Origin of the sequence: Dyadobacter chenwenxiniae (assembly GCF_022869785.1) — a bacterium.
Lineage (GTDB): Bacteria > Bacteroidota > Bacteroidia > Cytophagales > Spirosomataceae > Dyadobacter > Dyadobacter chenwenxiniae.
In genome coordinates, this window is sequence record NZ_CP094997.1 from 5,887,141 (window position 1) to 5,906,889 (window position 19,749).

Genomic DNA, 19,749 nt, shown 5'->3' on the forward strand with positions numbered 1-19,749 from the left:
GCTGTAATTTTATTCCAAAATTTCAAATTGAGACTTTTGGGTAAGACAATGCGCAATTTGTGGATAAGTTATTTATAACTAGTAAGATACAACCCTTAACACTTATTACGAGTACGCAAAAATGCCCGCTATCAGGGCCTAAACATGCAATTACGAAATTCTGCATTTTGAGCCTGACTTATTGGTTTCAGGAATAGTTTTGGATGTAACTGAATGTATCACATCATTAGTAAACTAACTGAACTGAAAATGAGAACTTTAAAAACTTTTATCCTGATATCAGCATTGGCTTTCTCTGCTGTCAGCTATGCTCAGACAGTCCCGACAACGCCTACGTCACCCGCGCAGCCGCAAAGTGTGCCGACGCAGGACCCAACAACCACAGAGCCGGCGTCGACCAACCCGACAACTGAAAAGAAAGCCGAATTCAACTCGCCGCAATCACCTGTACGACCATCCAACACGCCGTCAGATGATACATTAATTAAAGACCAGCAAAAATCCGGTGCGGTAATTAAGGATTCCTTAATGCCCGCGACTGACAGAAAAGCGGAAAAAATGAACCGCAAGAAAAATAAAAAGGCAGCAAAAGATGCTGAGTCTGATGCAACAGGAACCGCTAACGAGCCAACAGCAAAACCATAATCATCAATATTGCTAAATTCAGAAAATGCCCGGAACAGAAAGTCCGGGCATTTTAATTCACATTGCAATCGCTTTATGGTCGGAAAACGAATGTCACTGCAAAATCAGTAATGTGCTAATTCGGGTACTGCCGGTTCAAGGTCTGATTCGGGAAAAGGTTGGGTTACCACGGCTTTATTTTCATTTACCCATGTGCACCACACCTTTCCATTGTAAGCTCTCTTCGTTATAGGCGTTGAGTTTCCGTTGGCATAAGTTACAGTTTCTACAATCTGATATTCGTCAACTTGCATAATCCGGGATCCGTTCTTTTCCTTCACCCAGTCGTTCTTCATATAATTTAATGTGACCATAGGTTTATGTTTTTACTGATAGGTAGTTTTTAAATTTTTATGCCAAAAATTTAATTTGCTATCAGCCGTAAATGTGGGATTTTAAAATGTAGTACAAATAAGTAGAAATATTTGTACAAACATAGCCGACAGGCTTTTTAGTATCAACAAAAATTGAATTATTGATTAAACGGATGTTTACAAAAAGCCCTTTTGACGGCCTGAAACGTATATTAACTTATAAATTAGATTACTTAAATATATTTTAGGATAATTTAAATTTCCGAATTATGCAACGCGGAATCAGAAATCTGAATCCAACTTCACAACTATGGCCGCACAAAAATGGAAAAGTCAAAGTGAAAAGCTGATAGGCTACGGAATAGTAGACGAAAAACCAGAGGTTCTGTATTTCAGCTTAATGTTTGCTTCTGTTCTTCATTTTTTGTCTGAACTCTTTTAGCAATCATTCTCCGGATAGATTCGAGCAAATTTTCCCGGAAGATAAAGCAAAGAGAAAATAACACTAAGGTAAAGCCCAGTAAGACCACAAAGCCGAGATAATCACTGTTAAACGCATTATTCAAAAAATGTCCGAGTAAAACAACCACTGTAATCACAATCAGGAATACGATAACGGCCGCATAAGCGTAGAAGGAGAAAGGAGCAGTGAATTCTGCAATTTTCGCCTTAATCTCGGCCCGGATCGCATTGAGCTTGTCATCAATGAACTGGGTGACAGTATCCATCACTTTATGCGTAACTTCTTTTGGGCTAAATGTGTTAGTATCCGCCTCTTTTATCGCTTCCGCAGGGTTCTCCTGTTCCACTTCGCGCCTTACCATGAGTACAGCATGTTCATTGGGAGAAATGTTCACACCGTCCGTTCTTGCATACACTTTTGTGAATTCGGCACCGAAATATAGTATAATGGAGGAATAGTATACCCAGGTTAACAGGATGACAATGGATGCAGATGCGCCATAAGTTGCGCCGAGATCCTGTTTACCAAGATAGAAACTGATCGCAAACTTGCCAATAGCAAAAAGAACGGCGGTGAATGCAGCGCCCACCATACATTCTTTCCAGCGTACATGCCCGTCGGGCAGGACTTTAAATATGACTGTGAAAAGTGCAGTAATGACCGCCATTACCACAACTACATTCAACACGGAAAAAAAGATAACTGAAACCTCCGAGAAATAACGTTCCAACTGCGCACTCATCAGATCTACCAATGTGTTTATTCCGAGCGACACAATGAGCAAAAACCCAAGGGTAAGGATTATAGAAAAAGATAGCAACCTGTTTTTAAGATATTGTAGCCAGCCTTTCTTCGGTTTGGATTTGATAGACCATATATAATTGATCGAATCCTGGATTTCTGCAAAAACCCCCGTCGCACCAATCAGCAGCGTGACGATCCCAACTGTGGCCGCAATACCCGATTTATTCGAGAGCTCTGCATTTTTTATCAAATCCTGCAACTGAGCAGCGGCTTCCTTGCCCACAAGCCCACTTATTTGCCCAAACAATTCACCCTGAAACGCTTCCTTGCCAAAGACAATGCTCACAATGGAAATAATTACAAGGAGCATGGGAGCCAGGGAAAATATGGTATAGTACGACAATGCAGCGCTCAGTTTGAGACCGTTGTCTTCCATAAATTCAGAAAAGCTGTCTTTAAAAAGCGACCATATGAATTTTGGTCGTGATGTAGTAATGTTCATAGTGAATGCGAGCTATCTGGTTAAACGCCAACCAATCAACAATATCCATGCCAGTTCGAAGGCCGTGCGTGCGGGTATGATTTTTAAAGGCATGCACTGGAAAATCATCAACTAATTAATCCAATCATGAAAAAGATAATAGCAAGTTTCATATTCGCTTTTGCAATTTCTTCCGCAGTTTACGCCCAGTCAACTACGCAATCGACCAATCCGAAACAGCAGGGAACTGCAACGGCGGACAGTAGCAAAGCAGGTGGGAAGAATGAGGGCACGGATACGCAGGGAACGACACAGGGCGCGAATCATGAAATAGGAAATAGTAAGGCCACGCAATCAGGGAAGGCTGGCCAGATCAATGGTTCCAATGCAACCAGCGGCACTGGTAAGGAAGGCAATGAAGCGAAGGGCAGGGCAAATGCCACTAAACTCAACAAAGGCGACGCCTCTCTGAATAAAAGTGACAAAGCAACGCCCAAAAAGAAGGACTGATTAACATACATGTGCTAAAAGTAGTCTGTCGTGATTTTAAGACAGACTACTTTTTTATGGGATTACCTTTCGTTTTTTCAGCGAATCAAAAATTTTTATAAACATTTCTTCGGTGTCCACATACTCATGGAAGCCAAACCGCCTTGCTTTTGATCCGTCCGCGAACATGTCGTAATCCCAGGAGAATACGAAATCGCTGAATGTCCAGGAAGACAATTCGCCATAGTTATGGGGCGCAAGGGAGTATTTCTGAATCATATTTTTCCAAAGAGCCTCTTTATCGGCCATGATCGTTGTGAGCGACATTTGTAACGGCGGTGCAACTTCCATTCCAAAATAACGGGCAATTTTTGGCCACATATCATTCCAACGGAACAGGTCGCCATTATTAATATTAAATGCCTGGTTTGCACACTTTTCGTCAGTTGCTGCCCAAATGGTCGCTTTTGCCAACAGCTCCGAGTCGGTCATTTCCAATAAGGAATGATAAGCACCCGGTTTACCGGGGAAGCGCAACGGTAAATTATATTCTTTGGAAATAGAGGCGTACACGGCAATTGCCACGGCCAGGTTCATAGGATTGCCCAGCGCAATGCCTCCCACAACGGAAGGACGGATCGCCGACCAGCTCCAATGCTTGCCTTTTTGAGCTGCTTCAAGGAAATCTTGCTGATCGACATTGAATTCGGGCGGCATATGGCCCGCATCGTTTTCTTTTGCAGGCGTTTTAAAAGGCCCCAGATGAGCGCCGTAAACCTTATAACCCTGCATTAAGCTTACATGCGCCAACTTCGGTGATATTTTTTCAATCGCTTCCACCAAATTCGTGAGCATGGAAAGATTGGGCGCAACAAGCTCTGCCCAGGTCGGCCTGTCCTGGTATGCCGCATAAAAAACGTGTGTGACTTGGGAAAGGCCAGCCAGTTTGACCTCAACATCGTTCATGTCCAGAAGATCAACCGAAATGTAGGAGATCTTCTCAGTTCCTTTTCCACCTCTTCTGGATAGCCCAATAATTTTCCAATCCGGCAGGGCTGCTAGATATTGAATGAGATTCTCGCCGATAATGCCGTTTGCTCCGGCAACGAGTGCTGTTTTTACATTTTCCATGGTTTGCTGCTTCATTGTTACGGAGCAAAGTTATATCGGGGATGAAAGGGTTAACTGGTATATTTGCATGGATTACCGGTAAATTATTAATGCAATGAAAAGGTATTTTCAACACGAATATTTAAAATTGTCGCACTTCACCGCCGGTCAGTGGGAGCATCCCGTGCACAACCATAATCATTTCGAAATTATATTCGTACACAAAGGAAGAGGCGCCCATTGTGTTTCCGGAACCTATATTCCCTATGACGGGCCGCAGTTGTTCCTGCTTGCACCTTGCGATTATCACAGGTTTGAAATAGAAGAAGAAACCGAATTCACCTTTATCAAATTCAGCTATACATATCTGAGAAGTATTGAAAATATACAAGTTACTGATAGCTGGAATAAAAATATGGACCAGCTGCTGATCCAGGCGCAAAACAGGACCAGGCCCTTGCTACAAACAGATTCCGAGAAACAGAAGACCGACAGCCTCATGCGGCTCATTGCCCGGGAGTGGCAGGATGATAAAAATGAGGGGAATGAAACAGTATTCTTCCTCATTCAGGCGATACTTGCCATAATTAAGCGAAACCTAGTGCCTGGCTTCGTCGGATCGGCACCTAAGCATGTGGAGAAAATCAACCGCATCATTCAATATATTCACGAGCACATTTACGCAGTGGAAAAAACGCAGGCGGCGCATTTAGCGCACACCTTCGGCTTTTCAAAACACTATTTTGGGTTGTTTTTTAAGGAGCAAACAGGTTTTACCCTGCGGGAATACATTTCGAATAACAAGCTTCACTTAATCGAGAACCGGCTGAAATACAGCTCATTTTCGATTAAAGAAATTAGTGACGAACTCAGCTTTACGGATTTGAGCCATTTCAACAAGTTTGTAAAGCAGCACCGCGGATACACACCTTCTGAACTCCGTAGCCAACTAAAAAATCCCTAAATGCGGGATGTAGATTCCCGCACGATCAACGCGCCCGAAAGAACGACTTCTTCTCCGGCAAAGTTGACCTTTTTAATGTGGGTGAGCAACAATTCGCAGCTCTTTCGGCCGATTTCGTAAGCGGGCTCGGCAACAGTTGATAAGGTGGGAGAAATGATTTCACAAATTGGGTCATTGGTAAAGCCTATAACGCCCACTTCGGCGCCTATCCGGATATTTTTACGTTTCAGAGCCACCATTGCGCCAATTGCCTTGCGATCGTTCACTGCGAAAATTGCATCCGGTCTTTTCGTATTTTCTATTAATAATTGCTCAATATCCGCCTCGCCATCCTGTTGGGAAAATCCGGAATAAACGACCCAGTCGCTATCAAAATCAAGCTGTTGATCCCGAAGTGCATCTTTATAACCACGCAGCCGATTTTCTGTCAGAAACATGCCCTTCGGCCCCGTGATGTGAGCGATCTTTTGATAGCCCATTTCAATCAAGTGGTTCACAGCCTGATATGCCCCATTGTAATCGTCCTGCATGACCTTTGAAATACTGATTTTTTCAGGAACACGGTCAAAAAAGACAACAGGAAGGCCATCATCGATCAGTTCCTGGAAATGTTTGCAAGCATCCGAAGGCGAGGAAACGCAGGCCAGCAAACCATCCAGACTGCTTAGCGAAAGATCATAGACGATCTTTTTTTCAAGCTCCGGCGAGTCATTTGTAATGTATAAAATGATGTTATAACCCTTGCTTTGAGCCACTTCCTGAATGCCGGTAATCACCGTTGAAAAGTAATAATTGGTAATTGCCGGGATGATTACGCCGATCTTGTGCGTACTGCTTTTTACCAAACCCGTTGCATTAAAATTGGGCTTGTAATGCAACTCCTGTGCCTTTTCCAGCACCAGTTGCCTCGTTCGCGGGCTCACATCATAGGCGTCGCGCAACGCCCTGGAAACCGTCGCGACGGATATGCCCAGTGCTTTTGCAATGTCTTTAATGGTGGCTAATCTGCGCATGGTAGGGTCTGGAAGCAGGAAACCGCTGCTGTTTTCCGATAACGTTCTCGTTAATAATTAATTCGAAAATTCAGGATAGCTAATCGAGTTATCGTAGCATTGTAAGTATATCAAACTAAACCCATGAAAAAAAGAGATTTCCTCAAACTCACCGGATTAAGCAGCATCGGACTGCTGAATGCCGGTTACGCTAATGCCAGCCCACTCGAACAGACCCCGGAGGTTATTCCCTCCGCTCCGAAATTCAACATGAGCGGCTATGCAGCGCCAAAAATCGAAATCGTTCGCATGGGTTACATTGGACTCGGCAACCGAGGCGGGGGTGCCATTCAGCGGATCAAAAAATTGGAAAATGTGCAGGTTAAGGCACTTTGTGATATCAGAACGGAAAAGGCGGAGCAAGCGAAAAAAACTTTTGAAGGCACGGAGCATAATCCAAAGGTTTATTCCGGAACGGCCGATGCCTGGAAGCAAATGTGCGACCAGGAAGATCTGGACCTCATTTATATATGCACGCCCTGGAGCCTGCACGCGCCCATGGCCATTTACGCAATGGAGCGAGGCAAGCACGTAGCCGTCGAGATTCCCGCAGCTGTAACGGTCGATGAATGCTGGCAATTGGTTCAGACTTCGGAGAAAACCAAGAAGCATTGTATGATGCTTGAAAACTGCTGTTATGATTTTTTTGAATTACTCACCTTGAATATGGCCCGCCAAGGCTATTTCGGCGAAATTATCCACGCCGAGGGTGCTTATATACACGACATTTACGATTCATTTTTTGATAAATCCAAACGTTTCGATCTCTGGCGATTGAAAGAAAATCAGCGTAATGGAAATCTCTATCCAACCCACGGATTAGGGCCTGTGGCGCAGATTATGGACATCAACCGCGGCGATAAGATGGATTATCTGGTCAGCATGGCCAGTAACGATTTCATGCTGCAGGCACGCGCCGAGAAGCTGGCCGCCGAAGATCCCGAGTTCAAACAATTTAAGGGCAAGAAATTCCGGGGGAATATGAACACGACCACGATCCGGACAGCAAAAGGAAAAACGATCATGCTGCAGCATGACGTAACTTCGCCCCGCGTTTATTCGCGATTGCACGTGATCAGCGGCACAAAGGGATCAGCACAAAAATATCCATTGCCCGAAGCAGGGCCGGCTGGGAGCCCGGCTGGAAGCCCGGAAGGTCGTATTGCCCAGGGCCACGAATGGCTTAAAGAAGCCGAGTTCAAAGCATTGGAACAAAAATACCAGCCTGAAATTGTGAAAAGAATTGGCGAGCTCGCCAAGAAAGTTGGAGGCCACGGAGGCATGGACTTCCTGATGGACTGGCGACTGATCGACTGCCTGAGAAATGGCTTAGCGCTCGACCAGGACGTTTATGACGCAGCTTCGTGGAGTGTTATCGCACCTCTGAGCGAATGGTCTGTTGCGCACCGTTCCAATTCCATCGACATTCCCGATTTTACTGCCGGAGCCTGGAAAACCAATAAACCCGTCGACATTGCGCTTTCGCAAGGAGGAAATACGGGTGTGAAATCTTAGTTTTTTGAGTTAAATAAAAGTCATAATCAGATTTGTAATGAAAATTGTCATTTCGGAGAATAAGCACGAATTGGGAGTAAAGGCTGCTGCGCTTGCCGCAGAACTGATCCGCAGAACCATCGCAGAAAAAGGTTCTGCAGACATTATTCTTGCCACGGGAACCAGTCAGTTTCAAACTTTGGAACAATTAATAAAAGAAGAAAACATCGATTGGGGGAAGGTTACCATGTTCCACCTCGACGAATTTATCGGCTTGCCGTTGGCCCATGCCGCCAGTTTCAGAAAGTATTTGAAAGAGCGCTTTCTGGATAAAGTTCCAGCATTAAAAGCCGTTTACCTCATCAATGGTGAAGGCGTCATTCCCGAAGAAATCGCACATCTGAACGGCATTATCAGCCAGCATCCGATTGATGTGGCATTGGTAGGCATTGGTGAAAACGGACATCTTGCATTCAATGATCCGCCTGCCGATTTTGAAAATGAAGACCCATATCATGTTGTAAATCTGGACGAGCCCTGCCGCATGCAACAAATGGGCGAAGGCTGGTTTGGCTCACTGGAAGAGGTCCCTTTGCAGGCGATCAGTATGACGGTGAGGCAGATCATGAAATCCAGGTATATCGTTTGCTCCGTGCCGGACGAGCGTAAAGCATTGGCTGTCAAAAATAGTTTGCTGGAAGAAGTGAGCAACATGTATCCAGCGAGTATTTTGCAGGAGCACGCGCAATGCACGTTTTTTCTGGATAAAAACTCCGCATCCCTGTTATCAGAAAAAGTGGTCGCTTAACTTAAAAATGATATGAAACCTGGAAATCCGACAGGCCAAAATGCAGACAACAACCGACGGGAATTTCTGAAAACGTCATTGACTGCCATGGCCATTCCTTTTAGTTTTAATTTAGATGCAATATCAAATTCTGTCCCAATGGAAAATATGGTTTCTGAAAACGTTCAATTACCAGGAAAAAGCATCATTGGCGACTATGGGAACTGGGCAGCTTCGTTGCTGAAACCAGTCCCGCCGTTGTCTTTCAGGGACCCCGGATGGAAAGATCTCGGCACCTGGAAAAAAGAAGCCTATGCCAAAGCACAGGAACTGATTGCCAGTCCGCCGAAATCGCCTTTACCAAAGGTTAATGTTGATAAAAAGTACGTTTACGACGGTCTGGACATTGAAGAAATTTCCTGGCAATTGCCTTATGGGCACAAAACGCAGGCCGTTGTATTGAAGCCGCAAGGCGCAACCAAGCCACTTCCCGCAATCCTTGGTTTGCACGATCACGCAGGGAAAAAGTATTTTGGATATCGTAAAATTGTCAAAACCTCCGATGACCAGCACCCGCTTTTGAAAGAGCACCAGGTAACGGATTATAGCGGACTGGCGTGGGCCAATGAAGTCGCGAAGCGCGGTTATGTGGTGCTTGTGCATGACGCATTCACATTTGGCAGCAGGCGCGTCAGATTTGAAGATGTGCAGGGGCTCAGCTGGGGTGAAGTAGACACGGCTGGCAAATCAGACCAGGACCCCGAGAAAAAAGAGAACATTGAAGCCTATAACGAATGGTCAATTGCGCATGAGCATGTCATGTCCAAATCACTTTTTTGCGCCGGAACCACCTGGCCGGGCGTTTTTCTGGCAGAAGATCAGATTGCGCTGGATATTTTGGAGCAGCGTAGCGACGTGGACCCGCAACGCATAGGGTGTGGCGGCTTGTCGGGCGGCGGTTTACGAACGGTTTATCTCGGCGGAATGGACGCGCGGATCAAATGTGCAGTTTGCGTCGGTTTCATGACCACGTGGACAGACTTGATATTGAACAAATCAGTGACCCACACCTGGATGACTTACACGCCGCTTTTGCCCAATTATCTTGATTTTCCTGAAATCCTGGGACTGCGTGTGCCGTTGCCGACATTAGTCCAAAACAATAACCAGGATGAGCTTTACACGCTTCCTGAAATGAAAAAAGCAGATAAGGTTTTAGGCGATGTTTTTGCAAAAGCAGGAGCAAAGGACAAATATCTGGGCAAATTTTATGATGGAGAACACAAGTTCGATGCTGTAATGCAGAAGGATGCATTTGATTGGTTTGACAAGTGGCTTAAAAATAGCTGATAGTAAGCATCCCATTTAGCATCGGGATCATTTATAGAAAATACAAAAATTTGTTTACATTTACGGGCACGTGCCCGTAAATGTAAACTTGTAACTATCATGGCAGCTCAATCTTCTTCCCGCAGGCATTTTATTGCAACAGGATTAACCGCAGCCGCAGGCCTGTCGGTAATCAACCATCCGCTCTTCGCAGCGCTGCCAAAAGCTGCCGACAAGATACGTCTGGGCATTATTGGCACAGGTTCCCGGGGAGCTGGCTTGTGCACATTGATCAAGGAAATGCCTGAGATTGCATTGGTGGCATGTTGTGACACGATCCCTGAAAACCTGCAAAAAGGGTTAAGCCTGGCAGAAAAAGGAGCAAAAGGCTACTCCGATTATCGCAAATTGCTGGAAGACAAAAGCATTGACGCAGTGATTATTGCTACGCCCCTTTATTTGCATTATCCCATGGCTGTTACGGCCATAGAAGCCGGAAAGCACATTTATCTTGAAAAATCAATGACTTATGACATTCCGCAAGCCATTGATCTGGTCAAAAAAGTGAATGATTCTAAGCTGGTTTTTCAAATTGGTTATCAGTATCGTTACTATGGTTTATATCACCGGGTTAAGGAAATTATAAAGGAAAACTGGCTGGGTAAGGTTACGCATTTTGAATGTCAGTATAACCGCAATTCCAACTGGCGCTTTCCGGTGAAAGATCCCAAAATGGAGCGTCAGATCAACTGGAGAATGTATCGCGAATATTGCGGAGGCCCGCTTTCCGAGCTTTGCGCGCATGAAATTGATGTGGTGAATTATCTGGTCGACAGCCACCCGACAAAAGTCGTCGGCCTGGGAGGCATTAATTACTGGAAGGATGGGCGCGACACTTATGACAACATCCGGACAGTTTACGATTATCCGGGCGGCGTCAAGGCAAGCGTAACTTCTGTGCTTTCCAACGCATACAATGGTTACAGTATCAGGATTTTAGGAGACAAAGCAACGGTCGAGATCCTTCGCGACAAAGCATACATTTATGCCGAAACCACTAATAATGCCAAAGGAACTGTGGATGGTGTGACAGGTGCGACACTGGCGGTGACCACCCAGGGAAAAGGCGTAGAAGTAAGTTATGGAAAACCTGGCGAGGAAAGTCTGGAACCGACAGTTTATGCATTGCAGGACTTCGTAACATGCATTAAGGATAAAAAGAAACCCATTTCAAATGTTGAGACCGGGCGCGACGGCTCCATAGCCATCCATATGGGCAATGCTGCGGCGGACACGGAGTCCGTGCAGATCTGGAAGCCTGAATATTCCGTCTGAGCCATGCGGCTATTGCATTATATAAAAAACATTTTTGCAGGCTCGACCCTCTTGGTTTTGCCTGCTTTTTGCGTGATTAATCCGTCTGAAAAAAAGGACATCAGGCGCTTTCAAATCGAAGGTCTGGCGCAGGGCACGACTTACGCGATCACTTATTACAGTGAATTTGAATCAGTAAAAAAGCCCCGGATCGACAGCATTTTCCGCCAACTCGATCAGTCACTTTCTATTTATAATCCCCATTCCGTTATCAGTCAGTTTAATGAATCTGACGCTGGCGTTGCTATCGACGAGCATTTTTATAATGTTATCAAAAAGTCCCTGGAAATCCATCAGGAAACGAGCGGTGCATTTGACATAACCGTTTACCCGCTGGTGCGGGCTTGGGGGTTCGCAAATGAGCGGGTCAACATTATGCCTGACTCTGCTGAAATTCAATCTTTATTGCCTTGCGTAGGATCTGAAAAGCTCCGTTTAAGCCGCGAGAGACTGGATAAGAAGATTCCCTGCGTAAAAATTGACGTCAATGGCATTGCGCAGGGTTACAGTGTGGATGTGATGGCTAATTTTCTGGAAGCCAATGGGATAGCAAATTATCTTGTTGAAATAGGTGGCGAAATCAGGGTTAAGGGAAAAAAATATCCTGACAACACCCCCATGTCTATCGGAATTGAAACGCCCTCGGAAAATGCATTTTCGGCAACGGGTATCAGGCAGGTTATTCAAGTCCCGGCTGGCGCAGTGACCACCTCGGGAAGTTACCGCAACTTTCGGAAGGTCGGCTCGGGCAGGATCTCACACATTATAGACCCGAAAACAGGCTATTCCGCACAGACCGAAATCATTAGTGCAACCGTCATTGCCGACAATGCAATCACCGCAGACGGATACGATAATGCATTGCTGCTCATTGGTTTACAGCGTTCTATGGAATTTTTGGAAAAGCATAAAGACCTGCATGCTTATTTTATTTATCAAAAGCCGGACGGCACTGTTGCCGACACCAGCACCGCCGGATTTACCCAGTTTCTTAAATGACAAGTCTTACAATCACAACCCGATGCTTTTTAAAAAGCCTTCCCGGTAATTTTGCCCGATAGGAATCTCAGCTCCGTTTATGAAAACCCGATTTCCTTCAATATGGCTGATTTTGGCTTTATTAATAATGAAGGAGCGGTGAATGCGGAGAAACAATGTTGGCGGAAGCAATTCTTCGAAACCCGAAAAAGTCATGGCTGGCAAAAGCGTCTTTTGGCTTGTGACGATTTTGGTATAATTTCCGTTAGCCTCGGCATATAGCAGCTCGTCATGTAGGATTTTGTAGATCTTGTCGCCTGCTTTGATGAAAATGTAATCCGTAGCTTTGTCATTATTAACCTCCACAGCTATTTTTGGCGGTTCCTCCAAATGTTCCAGTGCCTTGTCGACAGCTATAATGAAGCGCTCCAGTGAAAATGGTTTGAGCAGATAATCGCAGGCGGCCAGGTCAAAAGCATCCACAGCGTGTTCCTTGTAAGCGGTTGTAAAGATGACCTGGGGCTGCTTTTTGAGTGTTTTCAAAAATGCAATTCCATCCATTACCGGCATATTAATGTCCAGAAACAGGATGTCGACCTTTATTTGCTGCATAACTGCCTTCGCCTGCAATGCATTGCCGCATAAACCAATCACTTCCAGGTTATCCAGATGGCCACAATAGGTTTTAAGGATATCCCTCGCAATAGGCTCGTCGTCAACGATAAGGCAATTGAATTTTTGCATAAACAGGTTTGCTAATCGGTATTTACTTGACTTTCAGCCTCAAAACGACTTGGTAAACATTCGGATTATTTTTTATAACAAGCTCGTGCTCATCAGGATAAAGCAATTCCAGTCGCTTATTTACGCTCCCAAGCCCGAATCCGCTGTGTTTTTCAACCGCTGAAATTTCTTTTTCCCGCTTATCATGGGAATTTCTGATTGAAAAAAGGATCAGGTCTTCCCATGTTTTTAATTCAATCGAAATAAAGATCTTTTCATCGGCTGTGTTTTTGGAATGCTTGAATGCATTTTCAATAAACACGATAAGCAGCATCGGGGCGATCTTGATTTCGGAGCTTGTGATCTCCTCAAAACTGGTGGTTAATACGAGCCTGTCGCCAATCCGGATTTTTTCAAATTCAATGTAATTATGAATGTAAACAAGCTCATCCTTGAGCGGAACAAAAACCTCATTGGCTTCATAAACAGAATATCTCAGCAGGTCCGAAAGCTTCAAAAGCAGAGGCGGAATGCGCTCGTGCTGCGTGAGCGACAAGCCATATAAATTATTCAGGGTGTTAAACAAAAAATGTGGACTGAGCTGCGATTGGAGCAAATGCAGCTCACTTTTGCTGTGTTCCGCCGCGGCCCGGGCTTCTTTCAACTGATTTTGCGTAACGCTGCGGCCTAGTTTAATGAGCATTCCCAACGCCAAACCACTCAGCAAAAAAGGAACCCAATATAAAAGCAGATTCAACGGCCCATAATCCTCATTAAGATATTCTGCGTGTACAAACACGAATACAATGCTGCCAAATGTGATGACAGACAGCGTGATAAGCACTTCATTAGAGATTGTTTTATATTTCAAAGCCCACAATTCCCCAAAATGCCTGCCCAGGAAAATGCAAATAATCAGGCATCCAGTCGCCGCGGCAGCCACAGCTTCGTCGTTATTGGTGCCAACAGCATTGGCAAAAGAATCAATGGCCAGCCAGATGGGCACGGCTGCAATGGCCGCCAGTATATAGTAAATGTTGATGCGTACGAATTGTATGAGTTGATTCTCCGCTAACTGCTTCATGGCCCGCTCCGTTTATACATTAAAGATGATGCAAATGTGCTTAACCACCATAATTTAATAGAGTATTCCGGTCAGACAATGCCGCGCTCCTGACGAAAAGCACATTCGTCTGGTCGAAAAGGTTGGACACGGTAAAAATCCGTTCTGTCAGCAGAAAGCCTTAGTCCGACAGCCATGTTTTCATTCAAATGATGCTACCTCAATATTTGAGCCATCAAAATGGATTAGCCATAAAATCTGAAAACATGAAAAAGACCAGCATTATCCTACTCTCCGCATTGCTTTCAATGCAAACGATGGCGCAGACGCCAGCTACTCAAAATAAGCCTGCTGAAAAAGTGCCGGAAAAGGCGAAGGACATCAATTTAAACGAAGTGGTAATTCAGTCAAAAAAGCCATTGATCGTGCAGGAAATTGATAAAACTGTGGTGAATGTGGAAGCGATGATCAGTGCTGCAGCAAGCAATACGCTGGAAGTTCTGGAAAAAACGCCGGGCGTTTCGATTAACAGCAATGGCGAGATCAGCTTGAATGGTCGCAGCGGTGTGCTGGTGCTGATCGATGGAAAAAACACTTACATGTCAGGGCAGGATTTGGCGGCTTACTTAAAGTCTTTACCTGGTGGCAATCTGGATAAAATCGAGCTCATTGACAATCCGTCTGCAAAATACGACGCCTCTGGCAATGCAATCATTAATATCAAATTGAAAAAGAACAGGATAGGAGGGTTTACCGGCAACATTTCGGCTGGCGTTTCGCTGGGAAGATATGCCCGGAACAATGATGCGGTTAATTTAAATTACAATTATAAAAAGCTGAATCTGTTTGCGAACCTGGGCTATAATTATGAACGAAATTACCGCAAGGATCATTTCGACCGGCGCTTTTTCGACGAAGGCGGCAGGTTGATCTCGACGGTTGATCTGCAAAATAATTTAGTATACAATGACCGCAGTCTCAATGCCAATTTTGGAATGGACTATTCGGCGACTTCGAAAACAGTTTACGGCTTGATCTTCAATGTGAATAAAGGCGAGCGAAACGGCATGTTTGACTATGAAAGCAGCGACTTCAATGCCAATCATCAATTGGAGCGCACCGGAAAAGGCGATACGAAAGCCAAAGACAGCAGAACGAACCTTGGTTTTAACTTCAATTTACAGCACAAATTTGATAACAAAGGCAAAGAGCTTTCTGCGGACATTAATTATTTGAATTACCAATCTAAGGGAAACCAGGCTTTGCAAAACTTCACATACGCACCGGAAGGCGCATTGCTTGGACACGAGAAATTCCGTTATGTCATTCCAGCGGGCATCGACATTTACACGGCGAAAGCGGATTATGTGCATCCCTTGAAAAACAAAGCACGGTTCGAAGCGGGTTTTAAATCGAGTATTGTCGATAATGACAATTTGAATAAATTTTACAATGTAAATGGCGCTGAGCAAACGATTGATAACAGCAAGTCCAATCATTTCAAATACCATGAAAATATCAATGCAGTGTATTTAAATGGGCAAAAATCCTGGAAGAGGCTGGGCGTCCAATTTGGCTTGCGAACTGAAAATACATTGGTACGAGGCAAACAGCTGGGAAACGATGCAGTCCAGGGCAGCGCTTTTACAAAAAACTATACAGGACTTTTTCCGAGCGCATACATCAGCTACAAACTGGACTCGCTGGGCAACAACACATTGGGACTAATGGCCGTGCGACGGATTAGCCGCCCGAATTATCAGCTGCTAAATCCGTTCCTTTTTTACCGGGACCAATATTCGTACACATCAGGAAATCCACTGCTTAATCCGCAGTATCAGAGCCGGATAGAGCTGAAATATCAGCATAAGCAGTTCCTGAATATGGGTTTGAGTTACAACAAATTTTCTAATCTTATTTTTCAGACAACAGAGGCGGTTAACGACATTTTTACAACCAGACCCAAGAACATTGCGGGAGGATTTATGCTTTTGCTGAACACAACCGTGTCCACTTCTCCGGCCGAATGGTGGTATTTAAATTACACAGCGCGCCTTTCCAAAATTGGAATGAATGGCCGGGTTTATACGGAAAACCTGCATTTCAATGTAAATATCCTGCGTCTCGAAGTAAACAACTATTTCACGATCAGCCCAACTTGGAGCGCAGAACTGGGCGGTTACTATGCCAGCCGGGATATGAACGGGCAGACATTAACCAAAGGAATGTATCGCGTGAATGGCGGCATTCAAAAAAAGATCTTAAAACGAAAAGGCAGCATGCGCGTAGCTTTCGATGATTTGTTCCATTCCTGGATTTATAATAACCAATCATTAAGCCTCAAACAATCCGAATATTTCCAGACGAGTGAATCGGACACGCAGCGCATAAGTTTTGCCATGACCTATCGTTTCGGAAAAGATACTTTCGCCCGCAAGCGCCGACATAATAACAATGCTTCGGACGAGGAAAAAGGCAGGATTGACTAAATCGGGCCGCTTGGGATCAATTATGATATCATTTAATTATCCCAATGGTCTTAACAACTCGTTTTGGAGTAGAACAATTGCAGCAGGGAAACGACCGGATAATTTTCGAGTAAATTATGAAAATAACCTGCTTAACAATTAATAGGCCTGCCCATAATTTGGAACAGGGCCACATTTCCTCCTATCATTAGGACTAAACCAAAACCTGAAATGGAACACAAGAGTAAAGAAAATGAGAAGTTGACCTCTTCCAGGAGAGACTTTGTGAAAGCGGCAGGCATTACGGCAGCCAGCTTTATGATTGTCCCCAGGCATGTGCTGGGTGGAAAAGGTTTCACGGCACCAAGCGATAAGCTTCTTGTTGCTGGTGTGGGAGCCGGTGGGAAAGGCACGTCGGACCTTGCCAATTTCGCAAAAAGCGGAAAGGCGGATATAGCTTACCTGTGTGATGTGGACGATCGCCGCGCAGCGACAAGCATTACTAATTTCCCCAAAGCCAAATATTATAAGGACTTCCGGGAAATGTTTGAAAAGGAATCAAAAAACTTCGATGCCGTTTCGGTTTCCACACCCGATCACACCCACGCGGTTGTAGCAATGGCGGCCATGCAGCTGGGTAAGCACGTGTATGTGCAGAAGCCCATGACGCACGACATTTACGAAGCAAGAAAGCTGACCGAGGCAGCAGCGAAATATAAAGTGGTGACCCAAATGGGAAACCAGGGATCATCCGGCGATGGCGTAAGAACATTGCACGAATGGTACGACGCAGGCACAATCGGCGATGTGGACACCGTTTACATTTGGACCAACCGGCCGATCTGGCCGCAAGGCATTCCCTGGCCGACGGAAAAACCACCGGTCCCGAAAGAATTGGACTGGGATCTCTGGCTGGGAACTGCACCTAAAAAAGATTACGTAGAAAACCTGATCCCGGGAAGCTGGAGAGGATGGTGGGATTACGGAACAGGTGCATTGGGTGACTTGGGCTGCCACCTGATGGAGGCCCCGTTCCGTGTGCTTGGATTGAAATATGCGACGGATATGCAGGCCAGTGTGGGCAGTGTTTTCACTGCTTTTGGCAAAAGAGGCATTTTCCCGGACAGCTGCCCGCCATCAAGCCACGCAACATTAACTTTCCCAAAAACACCAAAAACCAAAGGCCCGGTAACCATGCACTGGATGGACGGCGGCATTAAGCCGGAACGTCCTGAGGAACTGGGGCCGAATGAATTGTTTGGAGATGGCAACAGCGGTATTTTGTTTGTCGGTTCAAAAGGTAAAATGATGGCCAGCGAATATGCGGCAAATCCACGTCTGCTGCCATTGAGTAAAATGCAGGACGTGAAAGTAAAACAAAAGTTTGCCCGCGTACCAGGGAGCGCCGATGGTCACTATGCGCAGTGGGTAGAAGGCTGCATCGCAGGTTACGGTAAAATGGAGTTGAGCTCGCCATTCGAACTCGCAGGTCCGTTAACCGAAGCAATTCTCGGCGCAAATCTCGCCATTCGCGGAGCCGACATGCCAAAAGCCAGGGAAGACGGAAAAGGCTTCACTTACCCTGGAAGCAATATGAAAATGCTTTGGGACGCCCAAAACATGAAAGTCACCAACTTCGATGAGGTGAACCAGTTCGTCCGCCGACAGTATCGTGACGGTTGGAGTTTGGGGGTTTAGAGAGTAAGAAAGTTTAAAAGTTTAATAAGTAACAAAAAGCCGGATCACAGTCAATGTCGTGATCCGGCTTTTCGTTTGAGATCCTTGTATTTTGCTATTTTATTACATCTGACTGCCATATTCTTGCCGTGGCGCCATCGGCCCGGGGTTTCCCGTTTTTATCAAGAAGGTAACCTCCGTAGGATACGTCCAAAGAGTCGTCCAGTTTTTCCCAGGGAGACGAGCGATCACCGCAGGAAAACCAGCGAACTGATATGGCGCGATCTTGATCAGATAAGGTATCACCAACTTTGTATTTTTTATTGGCGTACATGAATGAATTTATGACAGCTTTGCGCTCAATATCATAGCAAATGTTCAATTGCTCAGACTCCTTGGCGGACATGTTACATTGGTAATCACGCTCAATATCCAACGCATCCCGCTCTGAATGATGAAGTATATATAATTCTGTTTCTTCAGCTTGAAGCTGGCGCTTGCAGCCAATCAGTTCTGTTTTATGTTTAATTTTTAAAGAAATGAGCTTCATTTTGTATTTCGCATCTGCCGGCGCGGACTCTTTAATAAAGGTTTCCATTTCTTTTTTATGAAACTCTTTTAACTGATATATCTGTGACTTGGGATCTTGCTCAGCGAGGGCAAACTTTTGATTTAACTCAGCCGACTCTTGTTTTTGACGCGCCATTAATCTCAGATACTTTTCCTGACGCTCAACACCTTGTTCTGCTGATTTTTGATATCTGATTTTTAAATTACGCTCATGAGCTCGTTTTAACGCATTTAATTTGATCTGGGCTTCTTGATTTGTCATAGAAAGTGCATTAACATTAGATCATATCAAAGTGATAAATGCATGAAGTATTTATATCAAGCTGTCCATCCCAACAAATTCAATTCCATCTTTAAATACTAAATCTAGCCCGTGTTCTTCGTCCCAATCGCATTTGAAGCTGATCTGTAAATAGATTTCGCCTTCTTTACCTCTGGAAATGTAGATGCCATTGGCTCTCACAAATTTCCAAACATCATTGATGTGGGCTAGATCAAGTAATTCCTCTAATGCAATCGCATTTAGAATCCAGGATTCTGGATTCTGTACTTGTTTGAACATTGTTATACATTCATGATCGAAGCCTGTTATTTCAAAAATGTTAGTGCAGTGGCCATAAACAAGCGCCGACAGTGCATTTCGATCTAAAATTGTCTTTTCTAGAAATGCGTTTAATATCGGATCTGTTTCAGCCGCAAGCTTAGCGGCTTCGTCTGGGTTAGATGCTCTTAGGGATATTCGCATTGCCTGATTATTCAGAAAAGGAATCTCAATAGGTATGCTTTCCCAGCAATCAAAAGGATAAAATTTTGACTTCCATTCTCCGATAACAGTTGATTTAATGACTCTTTCCATGTTGCATCTCTTTTCGTTATCAGACTAGGACGGGACTCAGAATTATAGATGTGATTCAAACTTGTCAAGTAAATAGCCTCATTTCTTTTGCAAAGAATCATTTATTGATTTACTAAACAGTCAATGTTT

Annotated in this window: 18 protein-coding genes; 10 read left to right on the top strand and 8 right to left on the bottom strand. The window is 44.7% G+C overall.

Annotation, left to right across the window (positions count from 1 at the left end; translation table 11 throughout):
• Window positions 1–249 precede the first annotated feature (249 nt).
• Window positions 250–645 (top strand): hypothetical protein, encoded by a 396-nt coding sequence (locus MUK70_RS25250; RefSeq protein ID WP_234657413.1) that lies wholly within the window; start codon window positions 250–252, stop codon window positions 643–645.
• A 104-nt stretch (window positions 646–749) separates the two neighbouring features.
• On the opposite strand, the gene MUK70_RS25255 is transcribed toward MUK70_RS25250, so the two are convergent.
• Together MUK70_RS25255 and MUK70_RS25260 are read right to left on the bottom strand one after the other, a co-directional pair.
• Window positions 750–998 carry a hypothetical protein gene (locus MUK70_RS25255; protein WP_234605582.1) on the bottom strand — a complete coding sequence of 83 codons (249 nt, stop codon included), beginning with the start codon at window positions 996–998 and terminating at the stop codon, window positions 750–752.
• 392 nt (window positions 999–1,390) lie between these two features.
• The gene (locus MUK70_RS25260) at window positions 1,391–2,707 is read right to left on the bottom strand and encodes a YihY/virulence factor BrkB family protein (RefSeq protein ID WP_234657411.1); all 1,317 of its coding nucleotides are present in this window, start codon (window positions 2,705–2,707) and stop codon (window positions 1,391–1,393) included.
• A gap of 126 nt (window positions 2,708–2,833) precedes the next feature.
• Here MUK70_RS25260 and MUK70_RS25265 point away from each other — a divergent pair, with 126 nt between their 5' ends.
• Window positions 2,834–3,196, top strand: a complete 363-nt coding sequence (locus tag MUK70_RS25265) for a hypothetical protein (protein ID WP_234657410.1) — start codon at window positions 2,834–2,836, stop codon at window positions 3,194–3,196.
• Window positions 3,197–3,250: 54 nt separating this feature from the next.
• Here MUK70_RS25265 and MUK70_RS25270 read toward each other — a convergent pair whose 3' ends face one another.
• Complete coding sequence (locus MUK70_RS25270; RefSeq protein ID WP_234657408.1) at window positions 3,251–4,321, bottom strand: SDR family oxidoreductase; 1,071 nt, start codon at window positions 4,319–4,321, stop codon at window positions 3,251–3,253.
• A 79-nt stretch (window positions 4,322–4,400) separates the two neighbouring features.
• On the opposite strand from MUK70_RS25270, the gene MUK70_RS25275 reads away from it, so the two are divergent.
• On the top strand, window positions 4,401–5,249 hold the full coding sequence (locus tag MUK70_RS25275) for an AraC family transcriptional regulator (RefSeq protein ID WP_234657407.1): 849 nt from the start codon (window positions 4,401–4,403) through the stop codon (window positions 5,247–5,249).
• Here MUK70_RS25275 and MUK70_RS25280 read toward each other — a convergent pair.
• A complete protein-coding gene (locus MUK70_RS25280; RefSeq protein WP_234657406.1) occupies window positions 5,246–6,262 on the bottom strand; it encodes a LacI family DNA-binding transcriptional regulator in 1,017 nt (338 codons plus the stop codon). The two genes, MUK70_RS25275 and MUK70_RS25280, sit on opposite strands and share 4 nt — an antisense overlap.
• A 123-nt stretch (window positions 6,263–6,385) precedes the next feature.
• On the opposite strand from MUK70_RS25280, the gene MUK70_RS25285 reads away from it, so the two are divergent.
• From MUK70_RS25285 to MUK70_RS25305, 5 genes are all read left to right on the top strand, one after another.
• Entirely contained in the window at window positions 6,386–7,816 is a 1,431-nt protein-coding gene (locus MUK70_RS25285; protein WP_234657405.1) for a Gfo/Idh/MocA family protein, read from the top strand.
• A gap of 37 nt (window positions 7,817–7,853) precedes the next feature.
• Window positions 7,854–8,603 carry a glucosamine-6-phosphate deaminase gene (locus MUK70_RS25290; RefSeq protein ID WP_234657404.1) on the top strand — a complete coding sequence of 250 codons (750 nt, stop codon included), beginning with the start codon at window positions 7,854–7,856 and terminating at the stop codon, window positions 8,601–8,603.
• A gap of 12 nt (window positions 8,604–8,615) precedes the next feature.
• A complete protein-coding gene (locus MUK70_RS25295; RefSeq protein WP_234657403.1) occupies window positions 8,616–9,932 on the top strand; it encodes a hypothetical protein in 1,317 nt (438 codons plus the stop codon).
• Window positions 9,933–10,031: 99 nt separating this feature from the next.
• A complete protein-coding gene (locus MUK70_RS25300; RefSeq protein ID WP_234657402.1) occupies window positions 10,032–11,246 on the top strand; it encodes a Gfo/Idh/MocA family protein in 1,215 nt (404 codons plus the stop codon).
• Window positions 11,247–11,318: 72 nt separating this feature from the next.
• On the top strand, window positions 11,319–12,284 hold the full coding sequence (locus MUK70_RS25305; protein ID WP_234657401.1) for an FAD:protein FMN transferase: 966 nt from the start codon (window positions 11,319–11,321) through the stop codon (window positions 12,282–12,284).
• A gap of 12 nt (window positions 12,285–12,296) precedes the next feature.
• On the opposite strand, the gene MUK70_RS25310 is transcribed toward MUK70_RS25305, so the two are convergent.
• A complete protein-coding gene (locus MUK70_RS25310; RefSeq protein ID WP_234657400.1) occupies window positions 12,297–13,007 on the bottom strand; it encodes a LytR/AlgR family response regulator transcription factor in 711 nt (236 codons plus the stop codon).
• A gap of 22 nt (window positions 13,008–13,029) precedes the next feature.
• Complete coding sequence (locus tag MUK70_RS25315; RefSeq protein WP_234657398.1) at window positions 13,030–14,070, bottom strand: sensor histidine kinase; 1,041 nt, start codon at window positions 14,068–14,070, stop codon at window positions 13,030–13,032.
• A 245-nt stretch (window positions 14,071–14,315) separates the two neighbouring features.
• Between MUK70_RS25315 and MUK70_RS25320 the strand changes: the two genes are divergently transcribed.
• Together MUK70_RS25320 and MUK70_RS25325 are read left to right on the top strand one after the other, a co-directional pair.
• Window positions 14,316–16,538: an outer membrane beta-barrel family protein gene (locus MUK70_RS25320; RefSeq protein ID WP_234657397.1), complete on the top strand. Its 2,223-nt coding sequence runs from the start codon at window positions 14,316–14,318 to the stop codon at window positions 16,536–16,538.
• Between the two features lie 210 nt (window positions 16,539–16,748).
• The gene (locus MUK70_RS25325; protein ID WP_234657395.1) at window positions 16,749–18,215 is read left to right on the top strand and encodes a Gfo/Idh/MocA family protein; all 1,467 of its coding nucleotides are present in this window, start codon (window positions 16,749–16,751) and stop codon (window positions 18,213–18,215) included.
• Between the two features lie 94 nt (window positions 18,216–18,309).
• Here MUK70_RS25325 and MUK70_RS25330 read toward each other — a convergent pair whose 3' ends face one another.
• Window positions 18,310–19,026, bottom strand: a complete 717-nt coding sequence (locus MUK70_RS25330; protein WP_234657393.1) for a hypothetical protein — start codon at window positions 19,024–19,026, stop codon at window positions 18,310–18,312.
• A gap of 51 nt (window positions 19,027–19,077) precedes the next feature.
• The gene (locus MUK70_RS25335; RefSeq protein ID WP_234657392.1) at window positions 19,078–19,620 is read right to left on the bottom strand and encodes a DUF6985 domain-containing protein; all 543 of its coding nucleotides are present in this window, start codon (window positions 19,618–19,620) and stop codon (window positions 19,078–19,080) included.
• Between the last annotated feature and the right edge of the window lie 129 nt (window positions 19,621–19,749).